Below are 19804 nucleotides of genomic sequence, written 5' to 3'. Positions count from 1 at the left end.
CTAGCATAGGCAGGTATTTCTAATTCATAGTTCTGAAATCGCAATATCGATTTTTTCGATGCTTCCCACGCTCAAGCAACTTCAGTACTTCGTGGCCATTGCGGAGACCGGGCAGGTGTCCCGTGCGGCACTTCGGTGCCATGTTTCGCAATCGTCGATGACGGCGGCGCTCAAGGGTCTCGAGGAGATCGTTGGCGCGGCGTTATTCACGCGCCATGCATCGGGCGTGCGGCTGACGGAGGCCGGTATCCGGTTTCTGCGGCACGCGCAGCAGATCGAGCAATCGATGCAGGAGGCGGTGACCGCGGCGAGCGTGCGGCCGATGCCGCTGGCGGGCGTGGTGCGGGTGGGGGTGACCGAGACCATCACCGCGTATGTATTGCCGCGGCTGCTGCAGGCCGTGGAGCAGAAGTTTCCGCGGCTGGAGCTGCAGATCGTCGAGCGCGAGCGGGACGATGTCGAACGCGGCATCCACGCGGGCGAGATCGATCTGGCGCTGCTGCTGGTGTCGAACCTGCCGGAAATGGACCATATCGGCTGCGAGACGCTGCTGCGATCGCCGCGCCAGTTATGGGGGCATCCCGATCATCCGCTGATGCAGCGCGCGGAGATTCACCTGGCGGATGTGGCGCGGCACGACTACATCCTGCTCGACATGGACGAGCATATCTCCACGGTGATCAAGTACTGGGGCCAATACGGGCTGGCACCGGCCATCCGCTACCAGAGCTGCTCGATCGAAGCGGTACGCAGCCTCGTCGCCTCGGGCCGCGGCGTGGCCATCCTCTCGGACCTCGTCTACCGCCCGTGGTCGCTGGAGGGCCAGCGCATCGTACGACGCGCCCTCGCGGACCGCGTCCCGTCGATGGACGTCGGCGTGGTGTGGAAGCACGGCGCCGAAGCGAACGACACCGTGCGCATGCTGCGCGATTTTCTGGGACTGGCGTTGCGCGATGTCGGGTGAAGCGTTCGCCGTTGCCCCTCCACAACATACCCTCCTTCACCGTGCGGCATTGAGCCGCAAGGGCTACGGACCCTGCCCGGCATGGCCATCGATATCGCGTGCGAAAGCACCGCGAACGGGACCATGACGTCGCGCTACGTGTTTGCCTATATCGAGCGTCTGCGCCTGACGCTGACCCGCCGCATGGAGTATCGGGACGCCGCCTACCAGATGATGTATCAGTCCGTCGTCGCGCAGTGACCACGCCGGCACCGACGCGGCGCCGCCGCAGGTGTGCGAAGTGCCCTGCGCGCGGGGGTTGAGAGAGAGCAGTCGCCTCGGATTATACGTAACCGTCAAAATTTAGTTTGACGGGTTAGCTTTGGGCGACTACTCTGAGCAGGACTTCCAACGAGGAGCCCCCATGCTCAAATCGATTCTCTCCCTGCTGATCGCGTCGGCCTCGCTGGCCGTCGTGGCGAATGGCCACGCCGCGGCGCCGGCTGCCCCGGCGCCCACCGAGGCCGGCGTGACCCAGTACCGTACCGTCACCGTCAACGGCCTGCGCATCTTCTACCGCGAGGCGGGGCCCGCGAATGCGCCCACCTTGCTGATGCTGCACGGCTTTCCGTCGTCGTCGCGCATGTTCGAGCCGCTGTTCGCACGGCTATCCACGCGGTATCACCTGATTGCCCCAGACTATCCCGGGTTTGGCCATAGCGATGCACCGGCCGCGACCGAGTTCGCCTACACGTTCGACAACCTTGCGAGAGTCGTGGATGGCTTTACCGAGGCGGTGGGGCTGCAACGGTATGTGTTGTTCATGCAGGACTACGGCGGTCCGGTCGGGATGCGCCTCGCGGTTGCGCATCCCGAGCGCGTGCAGGCGCTGATCGTGCAGAACGCGGTGTCGCACGAGGATGGGCTGGGGCCGCTGTGGGTCAAGCGCCGCGAGTACTGGGCCAATCGCGCGGCCAATGAGGCGGCGCTGCGGGCGGCGTTTCTCTCGCTCGCGACCACGAAGCAGCGGCATGTCGGTTCGAATCCGCATCCGGAAACCGTGGACCCGGACCGCTGGACCGACGAGTTTGCGTTCCTCTCGCGGCCCGGGCAGCAGGACATCCAGGCCGACCTGTTCTACGACTACCGCACCAACGTCGCCAGCTATCCGGCGTGGGGCAAGTGGCTGCGCGATCATCAGCCGCGTTCGCTCGTACTCTGGGGCAAGTACGACCCGTCGTTCGAGGTGGCGGAAGTGGCCGCGTTCCAGCGCGATGTGCCGAAGGCAGAGGTGCATGTGCTCGACGGCGGCCACTTTGCGATCAACGACAGGCCCGACGAGATCGCGCAACGGGTCGATACGTTCCTGTCTCGCCAGCCGCATTGAGCGGCGCCTACGACAGGATGCCGCCGTTCACGCGTACGGACTGGCCGTTGATCCAGCCCGAGCTGTCGCTGACGAGGAACGCCACGACTTCGGCGATATCCTCGAGTTCGGCGATGCGCCCGAGCGGCGTGGTCAGGTCGCGCATATGCGTGACGAGGCCCGTTCCGGTGGGCCCGGGTGCCACGGCGTTGACGCGGATGCCGCGTGGCCCGAGCTCCTTCGACAGGCTGCGCGTGAGCGCTTCCACGGCGGCTTTCGATGCGCAGTACGAGCCGTAGCCCGCTGGCGACATCCCCGCGACGCTGGTGGAGATATTGACGATGCGGCCGTTGTCTCGCATGCGCTGGGCGGCCAGCTTGAGACCGTTGAGCACGCCACGCACGTTGATGGCGAACATCCTGTCGAACGTGAGTTCGTCGATGCTGCCGATAGGCATGTTGCTCGCAAGGCCGGCGTTGTTGACGAGGACATCGACGCCGCCGAATTCCGCGGTGGCGGCGTCGAACAGTTGCGCGAACGCGTCGTGGCGGGATACGTCCGCGCGCACGGCGATCGCTCGTCCGCCTGCCGCGCGGATGGCCGTCACCACATGCTGCGCGGCGGCATCGTCGACGGGATGATTGACCACGACGTTGAAGCCTTGCGTCGCGAGCTTGCGCGCCATCGCGGCGCCGATGCCGCGCGCGGCGCTCGTGACGATGGCGGTCTGTTGGGGAAGTCCGCGCACATAGGCGCCTTCCGGTCTGGACGAAGCCATGGTTACACCTTTCTGGGCAGGTAGGGGTCGCAACTGAGAGTGCGCTCAGGCTATGGCGAGCGTACTGCGTCGGCTTTCGTATTCGCAGCCCGGATTTCGCGTATGAAACGCGTCGTGGCGACGCCTGCTGCCGAGGTATGAGTACGTTACGCCAAGGCATGAGTTCGGCGACCCAAGGCAGAATGGCGCGGCCCCGCCGCCATGGGTACCTTTGCACTGTTGCGCTGGCGGGTCCGGCGCGTGCGATCAGAGGATATGACGCAATGAGTGCTCTCAACACCGATCCGATCGTTCAGGCCGATGGCTGGCGTGACGTGCGTGCCGCGCGGCACGACGGGAAGGAAGGCGATGCCGGCCGGGTCATCGTCTCGCGATGGACCGATGCGGCGGTGCCGGAACCCGTGGCGGTCTCCCACGCCGGGCACAAGGATCTGCATTGCGTGGCCCTGACGCTGCGCGGCGCGAATCTGCGCTTCGTATCGCGGGAGCAGGTGCTGTGCGATGGCCGCGTGCCCGCGGGCATGATCCAGATCACCGCGCCGGGCACACCCGTGAGCGTGACATTCCACACGGCCTACGACGTGCTGCATCTGTTCGTGCCGCAACGCGTGCTGGCAACGTGCTACGAGGCGCGCTTCGGGCATCCTCACGAAGGGCCGATCGTGCTCGACGACCCACGGCTGTTCGGCGATCCCACCGTGGAACGGCTGGCGCAGGCCCTCGCGCTCGCGCATGCCAACGACGCGCACCTCAGCCATATGTTCTGCGAGAGTGTCACCATGGCGATCGTCGCGCGGCTGGTCGCGCAGCATTTCTCGCAGGCAGCGATGGCGGGCCCGCTGCCCGCGCGGCAGCTGTCGCCATTGCCGCAGTGGCGGCTGCGACGGGCCATCGAGTTCATCGATGCGCATCTTTCCCGGCCGCTGACGCTCGAGGAGATCGCGCGCAGCGTCGGATTGACGCGCATGTACTTCGCGGCGCAGTTCCGGCGCGCGACAGGCGTGCGCCCGCAGGAGTTCGTGCAGCGGCGGCGCGTGGAACGGGCACAGGAAATCCTGCGCCGCGAGCAGTGCTCGGTACTCGATGTGGCCATGCATTGCGGCTTTCGCTCGCAGGCGCACTTCACCACCGTCTTCAAGCGCTTCGTGGGCCGGCCGCCACTGGTCTGGCGCAACAGCGGCGGCGCGGCATCGTAACGCGCCCGCGGCCGATCGGAAGGGGGAGGGATGTCCCATGGCGCGGCACCCGGTAGCCGGGGCATCGATGGTGCCGATGCTCTTTCCGGGCACCTGGGACACACTGCCTAACGGCGCGGCGCCGCCGATCCTGATGGTCGCAATTGCAAAGAATTGTGGCGGGGCATGCTTGACGCATGGCTGTCGGCCATGACACGCTCGGCGCATGAACCCTCACGACCCGCATACCGCGATTCCGCGCGACATCATCGATGCCTATCTCGAGACCGAATATCGCGTCGGCGGGGAGATGCCATGCGTGCTGAAGGTGGGTGAAGCGTCCGCAACGCTGGCCGCATTGCATCGCTTCCATGGTGTGGGGTGCAGCGCATTCGTGACCGCGTGGAATCCGTTCAGCGAAGCCGATACGCCCGCCCGTAACGCCGCACGCCAGCGTGAGCTGGTGTCGTGGCTGGCGGAGAAGGGGTTGTCGTGGGTGCCCGGCGTGGGGCAGCATCCGGCGAACGACTGGCCGGGCGAAGAGAGTTGTCTCGTGCCCGGTCTTCCGCTCGACGTGGCGCGCGCGCTCGGCGTGCGGTTCGGCCAGAACGCGATCGTATGGAGCGGCGCGGATGCCGTGCCGCAACTGATATTGCTCAGGTAACTCAATCCGCCCCGAGCCGCTTCAGTACGTCTTCCGCCTGCCGGTTGCCCTGCGTCTGCGCGGTGCGCATCGGTGTATTGCCGCGCGCGCTCTGGTGGTTCGGATCGGCACCGTGCGCGATCAGCGACGGCATGATGGCATAGCGGCCGAACAACGTGGCGAACGTCAGCGCGGTCTCGCCGCTGTTGTTCTCCTGATTGGGGTCGCAGCGCGCATCCAGCAGCACCCTGGCCGAATCCATCTCGCCCTTGAACAGGGCTCCCATCAACGCCGTATTGCCGCTGTTGTCGCCGAGGCACGCATCCGCGCCGGCCTGCATCAGGTGCTGAACGGTATCGGGATGGCCGTTGTACGCCGCGAGGATGACGGCCGTGAAACCGCGTGGATTGGCACGATCGACCGGATAGCCGGCCTGCAGCAAACTGTCTAGCACATCCCAGCGGCCCTGGCGCGCCGCGTCGAACCAGTAGCCGTCGAACTGGCTGGCACTGACGCGTTCGCCGGGGACGAGCGGTGGGGCCTCGACGGGTCTGGAGCTTGCACACCCGCCGAGCCAGAGCGTCGCGCAGAGCGCGGCGGCCGACAGCAGTAGCCGAGTCTCTGCGCGCATGACGTCAATCGTCCGTCAGCTTGTCCGACAGCGCCTTGACCTTCGCGCCATCCGCATCGAGGGCTTTCACGAGCCGCGCGCCGAAGCCGCTATCGGCCTTGTTGAAGTACGACAGCATCGTGTACAGATTGCCCCGGTTGCGCACGTGACGCAGATCGGCGGAGAGCGCGGTGACGAGGTCGGCCTTGTCCTGCTCCGAGAGCGAGCGGAAATAGACGCCGGCCTGCTTGAACGGCTGCTTCTTGTCGATGGCACGCTGCTGCGTGGTGCCCGACAGCGGCAGGTTCGAGTACTTGTACCTGGCGTCCTGCCCGATTTCGGCGATGGTCGAAGGCTCGTAGTTGACGTCGCCCGTGCGGCCGCTCGCGTTCATCGCGCCGTCCTGGTTGTTGTTGCGCACCGGAACGAGCGGCTTGTTGATCGGCAGCGAATTGAAGTTCGCGCCGAGCCGGTACATCTGCGTATCGGCATACGAGAAACCGCGGCCCTGCAGCATGCGGTCTTCCGACAGTTCGATGCCGGGCACGAGCCGTGACGGCGCGAAGGCCGACTCTTCCGTGCTCTCGAAGTAGTTGTCGGGCACGCGGTTCAGCACCATCGTGCCGACCTTGCGCTCGGGAACGCCGACCCATTCCTTGGTGTCGTCGAGCGCGTCGAAGTCGAACTGCTGCAGATCGGCGGGCTTGAGCACCTGGATATACAGGTCCCACTTCGGGAAGTCGCCATTGCGGATGGCGCCGTACAGATCGTTGGTCGTCACGTTCCAGTCCTTGCCGATCGACGCGGCAATCTCGTTGGGACGCAGGCCATGAATGCCCTGCTGGCTCTTCCAGTGGAACTTGACGTAGTGCACCTCGCCGCGCGCATTGACCAGCTTGAACGCATGCACGCCGAAGCCATCCATCTTGCGATAGGAGTCGGGCATGCCCGCCACGCTGTACAGGTGCGTCAGCATGTTGGTGGCTTCGGGCGTATGCGCGAAGAAGTCGAAGGCGAGATCGGCATCCTGCACGCCGGTGACCGCGCTGGGCTTGTTCGCGTGCACGAAGTCCGGGAACTTGATGGCATCGCGGATAAAGAAGATCGGCCAGTTGATGCCGACCATGTCCCAGTTGCCCTGCTGCGTATAGAACTTGATGGCGAAGCCGCGCGGATCGCGGGCCTGCTCGGGCGAGCCGCGATAGCCCATGACCGTGGAGAAGCGTACGAACACCGGCGTCTTGCTGCCGGGCGTGAAGACCTGTGCCACAGAGAGATCGCTGAGGTCCGCGGTGGGTACGAACTCGCCGAAGGCACCCGTGCCGCGCGCATGCACCACGCGCTCGGGGATGCGTTCGCGGTCGAAGCGCTGGAGTTTCTCGATCAGGTGGGAGTCTTGCAGCAGCACGGGGCCATTGGGGCCTGCGGTCTGCGAGTTCTGGTTGTCGCCGACGGGCGATCCGTTATCGCGCGTCATCTGCGCGTGGGCCAGGGGAACGGCGGCGACAAGTGCGAGGGAGAGTGCGGCACGCAGTGATGTTTTTTTTCGGCTTTGCATGGAGTTTCCGTTCGATGGGGACTCGACATTGGGAATGCAGCGTCGTGCGACGGAGCAGTGGAAATGTAGTCCCGCATCGTGGATTCACTCCAATACCGATTTCCAATCAGCGCGATAGGCGGAGGGTGGCCGGTGAGGCATTTCAGTGCGAACTCGACAATTGCAGCACGTTTGCGCCAATGCGCGGATCGACCGCGCGCTCGAGTTTCTCCGGGATCAATGTCACGGTGACTTCGAGCGAGCCGGTGCCGACCTCCATCGAAAGGATATGGCCACCGTAAGTGTCGAACTGCGAGTCGCCCGCCACGCCGTGCGCATGAATCGACGGCTTGCCATTCTTCCATGCGAGGCTGCCGACGATGCTTGCCATCTCGACATTGCGGTAGGTCTTGGGATTGAAATCCTGCTTGCCCGCATCCCAGAAGCCGAACGTGACGTTGGCAAAGCCGATGGCGGAGAGGCTGGCGGCCGGCACGTTCTCGCAGATCGCGAACGACTCGAGTTGCTCGAATACATTGTCGCCCATGCGCAGGACGATCAGATAGCCCGTGGGTGTCTTGATGTAGCGCGGCACGGTGTCGCGCGGGTAGTTGCGGTTGTCGGGGCGGGTGTCGTGCGCGGCCTTGCATGCGGCGGCGTGGCTGTCGGCGCGCGTTTGCGCGTGTGCGGGCGTGAGGGGCGTGAGGGCCGTGAGGGCCGTCAGTGCGGCGAGCGCGACGGCCGTGGCCAGCAGCGCGGGGGCAGATTTCATCGCAGGGGTCATGTTGGGTCTCCAGTTATTCAACGCAGCCAGGTGGCCGGCACCAGGATCAGCTGGGGGAACAGCACGAACAGGAACATCAGCGCGGTAAGACTCAGCAGGAACGGCCAGACGCCGCCGATCACGCTGTCGAGGCTGCAGCGCGAGGTTCCGGCGACGACGTTGAGCACGGTGCCGACCGGTGGCGTGAGCAGCCCGATCGCGTTGTTGAGCACGAACATCACGCCGAAGTAGACGGGGTCGATCCCCGCCTTCGTGATCACGGGCATCAGGATCGGCGTCATGATCAGGATCGTGGGCATCAGATCGAGCGCGGTGCCGACGATGATCACGAGAACCATGATGATGAACATGAGCAGGATCTTGTTATCGACGAACGGGTCGAGCAGGGCGGTGACCTGCGCCGGAATGTTCGCGATGGTGATGAGCCATGCCGATACCAGCGCGCAGGCGACGAGGAACAGCACGGTGCTCGAGGTCTTGGACGCGGTGACGATCAGCGACGGCAGCTCGCGCAGCTTGAGCTCGCCATAGACGAAGCGGCCGATCGCCATGGCGTAGACGACGGCCACCACGGCGGCCTCGGTCGGCGTGAACGCGCCGATCTTCATGCCACCGATGATCACGATCGGCAGCACCAGCGCCCAGACGCCCTCGCGCAGCGACTGCAGCAGCTTGCGGGCGGAGAACGGCTGCACGGGCCCGAGCGTCTCCTTGCGCGCGCAGACGTACCACGTGGCCGCAAGCGTGACCGCCATCATCGCGCCCGGTGCGATACCGGCGAGAAACAGCTTGGTGATGGAGATCTGCGCGACCACGCCGAACACGACGATCGCGATCGACGGGGGAATCACGGGCGCGATAATGCCGCCGGCGGCAATCAATCCGGCCGCGCGCGGTACGTTGTACCCGGCCTTGCGCATCATCGGGATCAGCAGCGCGGCCACGGCGGCCGTGTCGGCGACGGCGGAGCCCGAGATGCTGGCTACCACCGTGGCGGCGATGATGGCCACGTAGCCGAGGCCCCCACGAACGTGCCCGACGGCCGCATCGGCCACGCGCACGATGCGCTGGGACAGGCCGCCCGCGTTCATGAGCTCGCCGGCGAGCATGAAGAACGGTACCGCCATGAGCGGATAGTTGTTGACGCCCTCGAGCATGTTTTGCGCGAGGATCTGCGTGTCGAAGTTGCCGAGATGCAGCATCAGGGCAACGCCCGATGCGAGCAGCGCGAACGCGATGGGCATGCCCAGCGACATGGCGCCGAGCAGCGAGCCGACAAAGACGAAGATGGTCATGATGGGACTCCTTCGCGCTTATTCGCCGCTCGTGCCGGACTGCGGCACCAGTTCGTGCTGCGCCATGCGCCCGCTGATCAGGCGCCACAGCGAATGCAGCAGCATGGCGGCCATGCCGAGGCTGCAGATGAGGAGCGAGGCATAGACGATGCCGAGCGGCACGCCGGTGACGGGCGCGCGATCGTCCATGCCGATCTCGACGAGCTGCCAGGCGCCGTGCGCGAGCAGCAGGCAGCAGGCAAGGGCGCCGGCATCGGCCAGCAGGCGGCACGCGCGCTGGGCGTTCTCGCCCAGATGGGACACCACGGTGGACATCCCGAGGTGGGCCTTGTCATGCATGACGAGCAGCGCGCCGATCAGCGTCAGCCACATAAAGAGGAAACGCGATGCCTCCTCGGAGAAGGCGATGCCGGAGTTGAAGACATAGCGCAACACGACGTTGCCGAAGACCAGCACGATCATGGCGGTCATCATCGCGACCATGAGCGCGCGCACGATGCGGACGGATAGGGAGTTCATGAACTTGCTCCTGCTTGTTGCGTGATGCGGTAGATGCGTAGCGCGTTGTCGTGCCAGACGGCACGGGCGTCGGATGCGGGCAATCCCTCGAGCGCGGCGCCGACCGTGGCGACGATCTCCGGCAGGCTGGCGCGCAGGCCCGAGACGGGGAGGTTGCTCGCGAACATGCAGCGGTGCGCGCCGAAGAGGGACAGGACCTCGCGGATCACGGCGACGTTGCTCTCGCGCTGCCACGGGGTTTGCGGCAGGCCGAACTCGGACAGCTTGATGGACACACGGGGCAGGCTGGCCAGCGCGGCCAGGCCGCGACGCCAGCGAGCGAGGCCTTCGGGCGAGCGGTCCCACGGCAGGCCCGCGTGTTCGACGACGACGTCGAGTTCGGGCACGGCGGCGATCGCCTCGGCGGCTTCTTCGAGGTGCCAGTACGGGACGCGAAGATCGTAGATCAGGCCCCGATCGGCCAGCGCGCGCAGGCCGGCGCGCCATTGCGGATCCTGCAGCGTGCCGGACTGGCCCGCGAGCGCGGCCGCGGCGTCGGCGCTTGCCGCCGTAAGCGGCTTGCACCGTACGCCGCGCACGAGCGGATAGTCGAGCTGCGCGCGCAGGTCGTCATCCAGCGTCGGGGAGAGGAAATCCACGTGTGCGATCACGGCGTTCGGGAAGCCCGCTTCCCGATGCACCGCGTGCAGCCATGCGGTCTCGGCCAGCGATTCGGCGCGGTCGCGCTCGGCTTCCACGTGGACCGTGGCGGCCAGCGTCACGCCCGGTACGCGCCGCCAGTGCGTGAGGTAGTCGGCGGTATCGAAATCCCGGCGCAGGGACGCGTAGTCGCCGAGGAAAAAGGCAGCGGCGTCGTAGCGGTCCTGCAGCCATGGGTAGTGGCCCGTTTCCAGGCGCCACAGATGGTGGTGCGTATCGACGACGGCGGTGGGCAGTGCGGGGGGCGACGTACTCATTGGCGACTCCGGTCGGTTCGGCACTCAGCGCGCGGTTTCCATGGCGCGCAGCACCGCGTCGCCGTTCTTCTGCACGTAGAGCTGGCGTGTCTCTTCGCGGACCACGTTGCGGATGCTCGCCACATCCGGCTGCTCGTTGACCTGCACGCCCTTGGCGCGCAACTGCGCGATGGCCGAGCGTTCGTTGTCGGCATTGAGCTTGCGCTGGAACGTGGCGGCGGCCGCGGCCTCCTCGAGCAGGATCTTCTGGTACTCGGGCTTCAGCGCATCGAACTTCGTCTTGTTCATCAGCACGACGAGCGCGGTGTAGGCATGCCGCGTCATGGACACGTACTTCTGCACTTCGTACAGCTTGGCGGAAACCATCAGCGTGGGCGGGTTCTCCTGGCCATCGACGGCACCCGACTCGAGCGCGCCGAAGACCTCGGCGAACGGCATCGGCTGCGGGCTCGCGCCCAGCAGCTGGAACGCCTTGATATGCGAAGGATTCGGCGTCGTACGGATCTTGAGTCCGCGGATATCGTCCGCCTTGTTGATCGGCCGCTTGTTGTTGCCGAGGCTGCGGAAGCCGATCTCCCAGAACGCGAGGCCCTTGATGCGGTGTGCGCCGAGCTCGTCGAGCAGCGATCGGCCGACGGGGCCATCGAGCGTGCGATAGGCGCTGGGGCCGTCTTCGAACTGATAGGGCAGGTCCAGCACGTTGAGCTTGGGCACGAGGCCGGTGACGAAGGGGTTGCCGGTGGCGCCGATGTCGATGGTGCCGCTGCGCACGCCGGTCACGAGGGTCGTATCGTTACCGAGCTGGCTGTTGGCGAAGACCTGGATCTCGACATCGCCGTTGGTGCGTGCCTTGACCTGCTTGGCGAACTGCAGCGCGGCCTGATGCTGGGAGTCGCTCTCCGGGACGGTATGGGCAAAGCGCAGCTTGACGCTCTGCGCGAAGGGGGAGGTGCTGGCGGCGGACAAAAGGGTGGCCAGCACGATGCGTGCGATCGTGGTTTTCATGGTGTCTCCTGAAATCGGAAGGGGTGGCCCGCGTGAGGATCGCGGGCTCGGGTCTCGGTGGCGTCGGGGGCGGCTTCAGGGGGGCGGATGCAGCAGCCCGCGTTGCGCGAGGTTGGTCATCAGCGCGCCGATGCCGAAATTCCACGGCGGCAGCTGCGTACAGTCGCCGACCCAGTTGACGAGCGCGCCGAGCTTCGGGGAAGCGATGGCGACGCGATCGCCGAGGTGATGCGTGAAGCCGGCGCCGGGCGCGTCGCGATCCTTCACGGGTGCGAACAGCGTGCCGCAGAACAGCATGATGCCGTCCGGGTACTGGTGATGCGGTCCCATCGCGTTGGCCACGAGTTCGTGCGGCGAGCGGCTGATCTGCTTCATCGTGCTGGTGCCATCGAGCACGAAGCCGTCGTCGCCTTCCACGCGCAGGGTCAGGTCGGCGGCTTCGATATCGGCGATACCGAAGTGCGCGTCGCACAGGCGTATCCACGGGCCGATGCTGCACGAGGCGTTGTTGTCCTTCGCCTTGCCGAGCAGCAGCGCGCTGCGGCCTTCCACGTCGCGCAGGTTGACGTCGTTGCCGAGTGCCGCGCCGACGATATGGCCATTGGGCGCCACCGCGAGGACGATCTCCGGCTCGGGGTTGTTCCACGTCGACATCGGATGCAGGCCGACATCGGCACCGGCGCCGACCGAGGCGAGTGGCGCGGCCTTGGTAAAGATCTCGGCGTCGGGGCCGATGCCGACCTCCAGATACTGCGACCACAGGCCCTGCGCGACCAGTACCGCTTTGACGCGCATGGCCTCGGGCGAGCCGGGGCGCAACGCGGCGAGGCTGTCGCCGACGATGCCGGCAATGCTTTCGCGGATCGCCGCGGCGCTGCCCGCATCGCCACGCGCGCGCTCCTCGATCACGCGCTCGAGCATGCTGTTGGCGAACGTGACACCGGCTGCCTTGACGACCTGCAGATCGTTCGGTGCCAGCAGATGACGATGGGCGGGGTCCGCGCCATGTGCGCAGGTGTCGTCGAGCCAGGCGCGCAGCGGCCCGAGCGACGGGCCTCGCGCGCGGCGCACGCGTTCGGCGCAGTCGTCGAAGGCCAGCAGCGCCGAGACCGTCGGTGCCAGCGCGCCGATATCGACGAGCATGCCGTCGCGCACGGTGACGAGCGTCGGGCCGCCCACGCCGCCCACGCCGGCCGCGCTGGCGGGCTGCCAGACGCGGCCGACCAGCACGGCACGGTCGGCGTCCGCCGGCAGGATGGTGTCCATGTCGATATGCCGGGTCATGGCTTATACCTTCACGTTGGCTTCCTTCACCACGCGCGCCCACTTGACGCGCTCCGTCGCGATGAACTCGGCGAAGCGCGCCGCGGTGCCGCCGCCATCCTCGGCGCCAAAGCCTTCGAGCTTGGCCACGACGTCGGGCATCGCCATCACGCGATTCATATCCGCGTTCATGCGGGCGACCATGGCGGGATTCATGCGGGCGGGGCCGACGAGGCCATACCATGTGCCCGCGTCGAAACCCGGGAAGCCGGACTCCGCGAGCGTCGGGACGTTGGGGAAGTTCTTCGCGCGGTGCGTGCGCGTCTGCGCAATCGGTACCACCTTGCCGCCTTGCACCTGTGGCGTGGCCGAGGTCATGGTCTCGAAGCACAGGTCGATCTGTCCGCCGATGAGGTCGGTGAGCAGCGGCGCGGAGCCCCGGTACGGGACATGCAGCGCATCGACGCCCGCGCGCAGCTTGAACATTTCCAGCGTGAGGTGCTGCGAGGCCCCGGCACCCGACGAGCCGAACGTGATCTTGCCGGGATTGGCGCGGCATAGCGCGATGACGTCGGCCACGGTCTTGGCCGGACCGCCCGTGCGGCAGATGAGCAGGTTGGGGGTGACCCCGACGAGCATGATCGGCGTGAAGTCCTTCTCGACCGAATAGCTGATCTTGGGATACAGACTCGGGGCGATGGCGTGGTTGCTGATATTGGTCATCAGCAGCGTGGTGCCGTCCGCGGGCTGGCGCGCCGCATATTCGGCGGCGACGACGCCTGCCGCGCCGGGGCGGTTCTCGACGAGCACGGTCGTTTGCCACAGCGTGGAGAGTTTCTCCGCCAGCACGCGCGCCATGACATCGGTGCCGCCCCCCGGGGGGAAGCCGACGACGATGCGGATGGGCTGTGTGGGCAGGTCCTGCGCGAACAGGCGCGTGGAGAAGGCTGCGGGAAGTGCGGCGGCGAGCGTGGCGGTGCCCGCGCGCAGGAAGGTGCGACGTTGCATGGTGGTCTCCTCTTGTATCGTGACGGCGATCTGCGTCGCCCCCTGCGTGCTGCTACCTGCTACCTGGTACTTCTGCGTTTCGCGGTCATACCTGCATCGATGCCGTCAGTATGGCGAGGTAATCCTCGGCACTCGCCACACGCGGGTTGGTCTTGTGGCAGTGATCGGCCAGCGCATACTCGATGACGCGCGGAAAGATCTCCGGATCCACCCCCATGGCGGCAAGGCCGGACGGCAGGCCGAGCCGCTGGCTCATGTCCGCGATGGCGGCACCGGGGTCTTCGCCCCGGGGCAGGTCCATGGCCTGCGCCATCCGTTCGAGCCGTTCGTCGTTGCGTACCGAAGGCGCCTCCGCGTTGAAGCGAATGACCGCGGGCAGCAGCACCGCGTTCAGCGTGCCGTGGTGCAGCGTCGGCATCAGGCCCCCAAGCGCGTGGCTCAGGCTGTGCACGCAGCCAAGGCCCTTCTGGAACGCCAGGGCGCCCTGCATGGACGCGCTCATCATCGACAGGCGCGCTTCCCGGTCCTGCGGCTCGTTGACGGCGCGTTCGATGTGGCGCCATGCGCGGCGCAGGCCGTCGAGCGCGATGCCGTCGGCGGGCGGATTGAATGCAGGCGCCATGAACGTTTCCATGCAATGCGCGATCGCATCCATGCCGGTGGCCGCGGTGAGCGAGCGAGGCAGGCCAAACGTCAGTTCCGGGTCGCAGATGGCCACGCGGGGCACGATATGCGGCGACAGCACGCCGACCTTGCGGCCGTCGTCGAGGATCAGCACCGCGCCGCGGCCGACTTCGCTGCCGGTGCCGGCCGTGGTGGGGATGGCGATGACGGGCGCGGTGGCTGCGGTAATGCGCGCCACGCCGCCCTCGATCGCCGCGAACTGGCGCAGCGGGCCATCGTGCGTTGCACAAATTGCGACGCCCTTGGCGAGGTCGATGGGCGAACCGCCGCCCACCGCGACGATGCCGTCGCAGCGGTAGTCGCGATAGAGCGCCACGGCCTCGCGCATCGCGCGTTCGGTCGGATTGGACGGCGTGCCGTCGTAGATCACCGCTTCCATGCCCGGCGGCAGCTGCTCGAGCACGCGCTTGGCGATACCGGCCGCCTTGACCCCGGCGTCCGTGACGACCAGCGGGCGGGTGATGCCGATACGCTCGCATTCCTGTGCCAGTAGCGCCACGGCGCCAAAGTCGATCTGGATCTGGGTGATGTAGTTGATGAGGGCCATGCTGTCTCCACGCGGCATCGATGTAATTGGTGACGAAGTCTAGGAAACAACGGCCACAGGTCACAACGTGGATTTACTTGAAGGGCCACCGAAAAAAACTCACAGCAGCCACGGCCCAGTTTTTCTTGAAGCGCCCCCGAGATTTTCTCGTTTTGCCACGCGCGGCGCGGGCCCTAGACTCTGGATGGCCGGACGGCACGTCGCCGGGACCCGAATACCGATACCTATGACAACCATGAGACAACCGATCCTGACCGAGCGCGAGGGGCAGATCGCCACCGTCACGCTGAACAACCCCGAGAAGCTCAATGCGCTGGACCTCGGCATGTGGCAAGGCCTGACCGAGACCATGACGGCGCTTTCCGCCGACGACTCGGTCCGCTGCGTGGTGCTGCGCGGCGCGGGCGACAAGGCCTTTGCGGCCGGCGCCGACATCGAGGAATTCCGCACGCGGCGCTTTACCCGGGACCAGGCGCGCGAGTACGGCGAGATCACCCACGCCACGATGCGTGCGATCCAGGACTGCCGGCATCCGACCATCGCGCTGATTCAGGGCGCGTGCGTGGGAGGCGGGCTGGAAATCGCATCGATGTGCGACCTGCGCATTTGCGGGCAGTCGAGCCGCTTTGGCGTGCCCGTCAACCGCCTTGGCCTGGTGATGTCGTATGGCGAGCTCGGCGGGCTGATGGCGCTGACCGGGCCGGCGGCCGCGATCGAGATCGTGCTGGAAGGCCGGGTGTTCGATGCCGCCGAGGCGCGCGAGAAGGGGCTCGTGACGCGCATCGTGGCCGATGCCGATGTGCCTGAGGAGGCCTACGCGGCCGCTCGCCGCATTGCACAAGGCGCGCCGCTGGTCGCGCGCTGGCACAAGCAGTTCGTGCGCCGTCTGCTGGACCCGACGCCGCTGCGTCCCGAGGAAGCCGACGAAGCCTATGCGTGCTTCGATACCCAGGACTTCCATATCGGCTTCGAAGCCTTCGTCGGCAAGACGAAGCCGCAATTTTCCGGACGCTGATCCCTCCGGGCGCTTACTCAAAGGTGTATTCATGACTTTGCCGTTGTCGAAAATCAAGGTGCTCGATGTCAGCCAGATCATGGCCGGCCCGTTCTGCTGCATGCTGCTGGGCGACATGGGCGCCGACGTCATCAAGGTAGAGACGCCGGGCGTCGGCGACCAGACCCGCAAGGCGATGGGCTTCCGGCTCAAGGGCGACGATAGTGGTGGCTTTCTGGCGCTCAACCGCAACAAGCGCAGCGTCGAGATCGACCTCAAGAATCCTGCCGGGCTCGAAGCGTTCTACGAACTCGTGCGCGGCGCGGACGTGCTGGTCGAGAACAATCGCCCCGGCGTGGCCGCGCGGCTCAAGATCGATTACGCCACGCTGCGCGAGATCAATCCGCGGCTCGTGTACGCGAGCATCTCGGGGTTCGGGCAGACCGGCCCATGGTCACGCCGGCCGGGGCTGGACCTGATTGCGCAGGCGATGTCGGGCGTGATGAGCGTGATGGGGCATCCCGGCGCGCCGCCGGTGAAGTCCAGCGTGCCGATCGCCGATCTGGGCGCGGGGCTGTTCACCGCGTACGGTGTGCTCAGCGCGCTGATGGGCCGCGAGCACTCGGGGCAGGGCCAGTATGTCGACGCGTCGCTGTTCGAGACCGCGCTCGGGCTGTCGGTGTGGGAGTCCGCCGAATACTGGGGCACGGGGCAGGTGCCGGTGCCGATTGGCAGCGCCAACCGCATGAGCGCGCCGTATCAGGCCGTGCGCGCGTCGGACCGCCATTTCGTGATCGGCGCCGCGAATCCGAAACTGTGGACCGCGCTGTGCGACGTCATCGGCCGGCCGGACCTCGTTGCCGATCCGCGCTTTGTCGACAACGCGGCGCGCATCAGGCATCGTGATGCGCTGATCGAGGCGATCGAAGCCGAGTTCGCGCGGAAGCCGGCCGACGAGTGGGTCGAGGCGTTGCTGGCGGCCGGCGTGCCCGCGGCACCGATCTATACCTACGACGAGGCGCTGGTCAGCGAACAGGCCGTGGCGCGCGAGATGGTGCTCGATATCGAGCATCCGGTGGAGGGCCCGGTGAAGGTGCTCGGCTTCCCGGTGAAGCTGCACGGCACGCCGCAGCAGGTTCGCCATCCGGCGCCCCTGCTCGGGCAGCATACCGATCAGGTGCTTGGCGAGTTCGGCTTCGATGCGGCGACCATTGCCCGGCTGCGCGGGCAGGGCGCATTCGGCCGGCCGCCCGAGCAGACCGCGCCCGTGCCGCAGCGCAAGACCGCGTGACAAGTTAAGCGGCACCAGAAAGAAAAAAGCAGGAGACAACCATGAACTACGTACCGATGACGTGGCGAACCCTCGCCGCGTCGATGGGGCTCGCGGCGCTCGCGCTGATGCCATGCGCGCAGCAGGCCGTGGCGGCCGACATCTATCCCAGCAAGCGCATCGAACTGGTCGTGCCGTGGCAGGCGGGCGGCGGCGCCGACGTGGTGGCGCGCGCGCTGTCCGCCGCGGCGGCAAAGCATCTTCCGCAGCCCATCGTCGTGATCAACAAGCCGGGCGCCACAGGCGCCGTGGGCCTCGGCGAAGTCGTGCACGCCAAGCCCGATGGCTACAAGCTCGTGCTGTCGTCGAGCGAACTGACCTTCCTCAACTACATGGGGCTCGCCAAGTTCACGTACCAGGACCTCGTGCCGATCGCGCGACTCAATGCCGACCCCGCCGCGGTGGCGGTCCGCGCGGATGCGCCATGGAAGACCATCGAGGAGTTCATCGCGGACGCGCGCAAGCCGGACAGCAATATCCGCGTCGGGAACGCGGGGCAGGGCTCGACGTGGCATATGGCCTCCACCGCGCTCGCGGAGAAGACCGGCGCGCGCTTCAACTACATCCCCTTTGCGGGCGGCGCTCCGGCCACGCTCGCGCTGCTCGGCGGCCATATCGACGCGGTGACCGTCAGCACCGCCGAAGTGGCCACGTATGTGGAAGCGGGCAAGCTCAAGGTGCTCGCGGTCATGGCGGACCAGCGCGTGCCGGGCTACGACAAGGTGCCGACGCTCAAGGAGCGCAATATCGATCTGTCCATCGGCATCTGGCGCGGCATCTCGGCGCCCAAGGGCACGCCGCCCGAGGTGCTGGCCGTGCTCAAGACCGCCATCGCGAAGTCGGTGCGCGAGCCGATCATGGTGCAGACGCTGGAGAAGCTGCACTTCAGCACGGACACGTACGCCGATGACGCGGCGCTGCAGGCGCAGATGGTGCGCGAGTCCGCGCAGTTCCGGCAGCTCGCCACCCGCATTGCCGCGCAGCAGTGAGCCGCCCCGCCATGCATGACATGCCATGAGTCATATGCTCAACGAGCCGTTCGTCGACGCGCACCAGCATTTCTGGAACCTCGACGTGAATCCCTATCCGTGGCTCCAGGGCGAGACGGTGCCCAACTTCCGCTACGGCGACTACAGCGCGCTGCGCCGCAACTATCTGCCTGAGGACTACACGCGGGACACGGCGGCCTGTGCGCCAGCGCTGACGGTGCACGTCGAGGCCGAATGGGCACGCGACGATCCCGTCGCCGAGACGCGCTGGCTGATGGACGTGGCCGACGCCCACGGCCGGCCGACCGTGATCGTGGGCCATGCGCAACTCGACCGCGGCGATGTGGAGGCGGTGCTGGCCGGGCACGCGGCCTCGGCGCGAATGCGGGGCATCCGCAACAAGCCGGCCACCGCCGCGCGCCGGGACGATGTGCGGCGTGGGGCGCCGGGGTCGATGGACGACGAGCGCTGGCGCCGGGGCTATGCGCTGCTGGAGCGCCATGGCATGTCGTTCGACCTGCAGGCGCCGTGGTGGAACCTCGACCAGGCCGCCGATCTCGCGCGCGATTTTCCGCGTATCCAGCTCGTGCTCAATCACACGGGGCTGCCGTCCGACCGGAGCGAGGCGGGGCTGCAGGCCTGGCGCGAGGCGATGGCGCGTCTGGCGCGCGAGCCCAATGTGGCCGTCAAGATCTCGGGGCTCGGGTTGCCGGGGCGTGCGTGGACGCAGGCGGACAACGTGCCGGTGATCCGCGACGCGATCGATATCTTCGGCCCCGAACGCTGCATGTTCGCGAGCAACTATCCGGTGGACAGCCTCGTGGCTCCCTACGAGACGATTCTTGCCGGCTTCGTCGCGGCGATCGACATCTATGGCGCGCAGCAACGGCGCGGCCTGCTGCATGACAACGCCGTGCGCATCTATCGCATGGCATGACAACTTCTTTCGGAGAACGACACGTGGACGCACTCAAGACCGGCACCGCCTTTTCCCGCACGCTGAACGTGGATCGCGCGCGGACCATCGACTTTCTTGGCGAAGCGCTGCGTATCTACGCGACGCCGGAACTCGTACGCGATATCGAGCAGACGTGTCTCGATCATCTGCAGGCTTTCCTCGGCGAAGGCGAGAGTTCGGTAGGCACCGAGGTGTCGATCGCCCATACCGGCGCCACGCCGCTGGGCGGCGATGTGCGCATCGACGCGGAGATCACGGCCATCGATGGGCGTAGCGTGACGTTTCGCGTCAGCGCGGCGGACCGTGTGGAGACGATCTGCACCGGCACGCACAAGCGCTTTGTCGTCGATATCGGCAAGCTGGCGGCGCGCGTGCAGAAGAAGACCGACGCGGTGCGCGCGGCGGCCTAGCCGTGTCGTA

21 protein-coding genes are annotated in these 19804 nt (G+C 66.7%); 10 read left to right on the top strand and 11 right to left on the bottom strand.

Annotated elements, in window-relative coordinates; all coding sequences use genetic code 11:
• Window positions 1-58 precede the first annotated feature (58 nt).
• From FOB72_RS23850 to FOB72_RS23845, 3 genes are all read left to right on the top strand, one after another.
• Window positions 59-964 (top strand): LysR family transcriptional regulator, encoded by a 906-nt coding sequence (locus tag FOB72_RS23850; protein WP_150375146.1) that lies wholly within the window; start codon window positions 59-61, stop codon window positions 962-964.
• Window positions 965-1045: 81 nt separating this feature from the next.
• On the top strand, window positions 1046-1204 hold the full coding sequence (locus FOB72_RS32290; protein ID WP_191002394.1) for a hypothetical protein: 159 nt from the start codon (window positions 1046-1048) through the stop codon (window positions 1202-1204).
• 163 nt (window positions 1205-1367) lie between these two features.
• Window positions 1368-2330, top strand: a complete 963-nt coding sequence (locus FOB72_RS23845) for an alpha/beta fold hydrolase (RefSeq protein WP_150375145.1) — start codon at window positions 1368-1370, stop codon at window positions 2328-2330.
• A 7-nt stretch (window positions 2331-2337) separates the two neighbouring features.
• Here the strand turns inward: FOB72_RS23845 and FOB72_RS23840 are convergent, their stop codons facing one another.
• Window positions 2338-3087 carry a glucose 1-dehydrogenase gene (locus FOB72_RS23840; protein ID WP_150375144.1) on the bottom strand — a complete coding sequence of 250 codons (750 nt, stop codon included), beginning with the start codon at window positions 3085-3087 and terminating at the stop codon, window positions 2338-2340.
• A gap of 263 nt (window positions 3088-3350) precedes the next feature.
• Here FOB72_RS23840 and FOB72_RS23835 point away from each other — a divergent pair, with 263 nt between their 5' ends.
• Window positions 3351-4283 (top strand): helix-turn-helix domain-containing protein, encoded by a 933-nt coding sequence (locus tag FOB72_RS23835; RefSeq protein WP_191002393.1) that lies wholly within the window; start codon window positions 3351-3353, stop codon window positions 4281-4283.
• Between the two features lie 205 nt (window positions 4284-4488).
• Window positions 4489-4926: a DUF3293 domain-containing protein gene (locus FOB72_RS23830; protein ID WP_150375142.1), complete on the top strand. Its 438-nt coding sequence runs from the start codon at window positions 4489-4491 to the stop codon at window positions 4924-4926.
• 1 nt (window position 4927) lies between these two features.
• Here the strand turns inward: FOB72_RS23830 and FOB72_RS23825 are convergent, their stop codons facing one another.
• The 10 genes from FOB72_RS23825 to FOB72_RS23780 form a co-directional block, all read right to left on the bottom strand.
• Window positions 4928-5536, bottom strand: a complete 609-nt coding sequence (locus tag FOB72_RS23825) for an ankyrin repeat domain-containing protein (RefSeq protein WP_150375141.1) — start codon at window positions 5534-5536, stop codon at window positions 4928-4930.
• A gap of 4 nt (window positions 5537-5540) precedes the next feature.
• Window positions 5541-7073: a catalase gene (locus FOB72_RS23820; protein WP_150375140.1), complete on the bottom strand. Its 1533-nt coding sequence runs from the start codon at window positions 7071-7073 to the stop codon at window positions 5541-5543.
• 142 nt (window positions 7074-7215) lie between these two features.
• A complete protein-coding gene (locus FOB72_RS23815) occupies window positions 7216-7836 on the bottom strand; it encodes a PPC domain-containing DNA-binding protein (RefSeq protein ID WP_223851775.1) in 621 nt (206 codons plus the stop codon).
• A 17-nt stretch (window positions 7837-7853) separates the two neighbouring features.
• Window positions 7854-9131 (bottom strand): TRAP transporter large permease, encoded by a 1278-nt coding sequence (locus FOB72_RS23810; RefSeq protein WP_150375139.1) that lies wholly within the window; start codon window positions 9129-9131, stop codon window positions 7854-7856.
• An 18-nt stretch (window positions 9132-9149) separates the two neighbouring features.
• Window positions 9150-9650 (bottom strand): TRAP transporter small permease, encoded by a 501-nt coding sequence (locus tag FOB72_RS23805; protein ID WP_150375138.1) that lies wholly within the window; start codon window positions 9648-9650, stop codon window positions 9150-9152.
• Window positions 9647-10606 (bottom strand): amidohydrolase family protein, encoded by a 960-nt coding sequence (locus tag FOB72_RS23800; protein ID WP_150375137.1) that lies wholly within the window; start codon window positions 10604-10606, stop codon window positions 9647-9649. Before FOB72_RS23800 ends, FOB72_RS23805 begins: the two co-directional genes overlap by 4 nt.
• A gap of 24 nt (window positions 10607-10630) precedes the next feature.
• On the bottom strand, window positions 10631-11611 hold the full coding sequence (locus FOB72_RS23795; protein WP_150375136.1) for a DctP family TRAP transporter solute-binding subunit: 981 nt from the start codon (window positions 11609-11611) through the stop codon (window positions 10631-10633).
• Between the two features lie 75 nt (window positions 11612-11686).
• Window positions 11687-12895 carry a fumarylacetoacetate hydrolase family protein gene (locus FOB72_RS23790; RefSeq protein WP_150375135.1) on the bottom strand — a complete coding sequence of 403 codons (1209 nt, stop codon included), beginning with the start codon at window positions 12893-12895 and terminating at the stop codon, window positions 11687-11689.
• Between the two features lie 3 nt (window positions 12896-12898).
• Window positions 12899-13882, bottom strand: a complete 984-nt coding sequence (locus tag FOB72_RS23785) for a Bug family tripartite tricarboxylate transporter substrate binding protein (protein ID WP_150375134.1) — start codon at window positions 13880-13882, stop codon at window positions 12899-12901.
• Window positions 13883-13967: 85 nt separating this feature from the next.
• Window positions 13968-15113, bottom strand: a complete 1146-nt coding sequence (locus tag FOB72_RS23780; protein ID WP_150375133.1) for an iron-containing alcohol dehydrogenase — start codon at window positions 15111-15113, stop codon at window positions 13968-13970.
• A gap of 235 nt (window positions 15114-15348) precedes the next feature.
• Between FOB72_RS23780 and FOB72_RS23775 the strand changes: the two genes are divergently transcribed.
• Genes FOB72_RS23775 through FOB72_RS23755 form a run of 5 tightly spaced genes read left to right on the top strand, consistent with a single transcriptional unit; the run spans window position 15349 to window position 19794 of the window.
• Window positions 15349-16128 carry an enoyl-CoA hydratase/isomerase family protein gene (locus tag FOB72_RS23775; RefSeq protein WP_150375132.1) on the top strand — a complete coding sequence of 260 codons (780 nt, stop codon included), beginning with the start codon at window positions 15349-15351 and terminating at the stop codon, window positions 16126-16128.
• Between the two features lie 31 nt (window positions 16129-16159).
• Window positions 16160-17398, top strand: a complete 1239-nt coding sequence (locus FOB72_RS23770) for a CaiB/BaiF CoA transferase family protein (RefSeq protein WP_150375131.1) — start codon at window positions 16160-16162, stop codon at window positions 17396-17398.
• A gap of 41 nt (window positions 17399-17439) precedes the next feature.
• The gene (locus FOB72_RS23765) at window positions 17440-18426 is read left to right on the top strand and encodes a tripartite tricarboxylate transporter substrate binding protein (RefSeq protein WP_223851774.1); all 987 of its coding nucleotides are present in this window, start codon (window positions 17440-17442) and stop codon (window positions 18424-18426) included.
• A 25-nt stretch (window positions 18427-18451) separates the two neighbouring features.
• Entirely contained in the window at window positions 18452-19363 is a 912-nt protein-coding gene (locus FOB72_RS23760; RefSeq protein WP_150375130.1) for an amidohydrolase family protein, read from the top strand.
• 23 nt (window positions 19364-19386) lie between these two features.
• Window positions 19387-19794 (top strand): thioesterase family protein, encoded by a 408-nt coding sequence (locus FOB72_RS23755; RefSeq protein WP_223851773.1) that lies wholly within the window; start codon window positions 19387-19389, stop codon window positions 19792-19794.
• Window positions 19795-19804 lie beyond the last annotated feature (10 nt).

Origin of the sequence: Cupriavidus pauculus (assembly GCF_008693385.1) — a bacterium.
Lineage (GTDB): Bacteria > Pseudomonadota > Gammaproteobacteria > Burkholderiales > Burkholderiaceae > Cupriavidus > Cupriavidus pauculus_D.
The sequence above is the reverse complement of the archived record's forward strand: the minus strand, read 5'-3'. Positions and strand labels throughout refer to the sequence as shown.

Excerpts from the sequence above, each read along its gene's own strand:
- FOB72_RS23825 (WP_150375141.1), bottom strand. The coding sequence starts at position 5,536 with ATGCGCGCAGAGACTCGGCTACTGCTGTCGGCCGCCGCGCTCTGCGCG.
- FOB72_RS23845 (WP_150375145.1), top strand. The coding sequence starts at position 1,368 with ATGCTCAAATCGATTCTCTCCCTGCTGATCGCGTCGGCCTCGCTGGCC.
- FOB72_RS23850 (WP_150375146.1), top strand. The coding sequence starts at position 59 with ATGCTTCCCACGCTCAAGCAACTTCAGTACTTCGTGGCCATTGCGGAG.
- FOB72_RS23765 (WP_223851774.1), top strand. The coding sequence starts at position 17,440 with ATGAACTACGTACCGATGACGTGGCGAACCCTCGCCGCGTCGATGGGG.
- FOB72_RS23810 (WP_150375139.1), bottom strand. The coding sequence starts at position 9,131 with ATGACCATCTTCGTCTTTGTCGGCTCGCTGCTCGGCGCCATGTCGCTG.
- FOB72_RS23790 (WP_150375135.1), bottom strand. The coding sequence starts at position 12,895 with ATGACCCGGCATATCGACATGGACACCATCCTGCCGGCGGACGCCGAC.
- FOB72_RS23760 (WP_150375130.1), top strand. The coding sequence starts at position 18,452 with ATGAGTCATATGCTCAACGAGCCGTTCGTCGACGCGCACCAGCATTTC.
- FOB72_RS23800 (WP_150375137.1), bottom strand. The coding sequence starts at position 10,606 with ATGAGTACGTCGCCCCCCGCACTGCCCACCGCCGTCGTCGATACGCAC.
- FOB72_RS23835 (WP_191002393.1), top strand. The coding sequence starts at position 3,351 with ATGAGTGCTCTCAACACCGATCCGATCGTTCAGGCCGATGGCTGGCGT.
- FOB72_RS23820 (WP_150375140.1), bottom strand. The coding sequence starts at position 7,073 with ATGCAAAGCCGAAAAAAAACATCACTGCGTGCCGCACTCTCCCTCGCA.
- FOB72_RS23795 (WP_150375136.1), bottom strand. The coding sequence starts at position 11,611 with ATGAAAACCACGATCGCACGCATCGTGCTGGCCACCCTTTTGTCCGCC.
- FOB72_RS23840 (WP_150375144.1), bottom strand. The coding sequence starts at position 3,087 with ATGGCTTCGTCCAGACCGGAAGGCGCCTATGTGCGCGGACTTCCCCAA.
- FOB72_RS23770 (WP_150375131.1), top strand. The coding sequence starts at position 16,160 with ATGACTTTGCCGTTGTCGAAAATCAAGGTGCTCGATGTCAGCCAGATC.
- FOB72_RS23785 (WP_150375134.1), bottom strand. The coding sequence starts at position 13,882 with ATGCAACGTCGCACCTTCCTGCGCGCGGGCACCGCCACGCTCGCCGCC.
- FOB72_RS23815 (WP_223851775.1), bottom strand. The coding sequence starts at position 7,836 with ATGACCCCTGCGATGAAATCTGCCCCCGCGCTGCTGGCCACGGCCGTC.
- FOB72_RS23830 (WP_150375142.1), top strand. The coding sequence starts at position 4,489 with ATGAACCCTCACGACCCGCATACCGCGATTCCGCGCGACATCATCGAT.
- FOB72_RS32290 (WP_191002394.1), top strand. The coding sequence starts at position 1,046 with ATGGCCATCGATATCGCGTGCGAAAGCACCGCGAACGGGACCATGACG.
- FOB72_RS23780 (WP_150375133.1), bottom strand. The coding sequence starts at position 15,113 with ATGGCCCTCATCAACTACATCACCCAGATCCAGATCGACTTTGGCGCC.
- FOB72_RS23775 (WP_150375132.1), top strand. The coding sequence starts at position 15,349 with ATGAGACAACCGATCCTGACCGAGCGCGAGGGGCAGATCGCCACCGTC.
- FOB72_RS23805 (WP_150375138.1), bottom strand. The coding sequence starts at position 9,650 with ATGAACTCCCTATCCGTCCGCATCGTGCGCGCGCTCATGGTCGCGATG.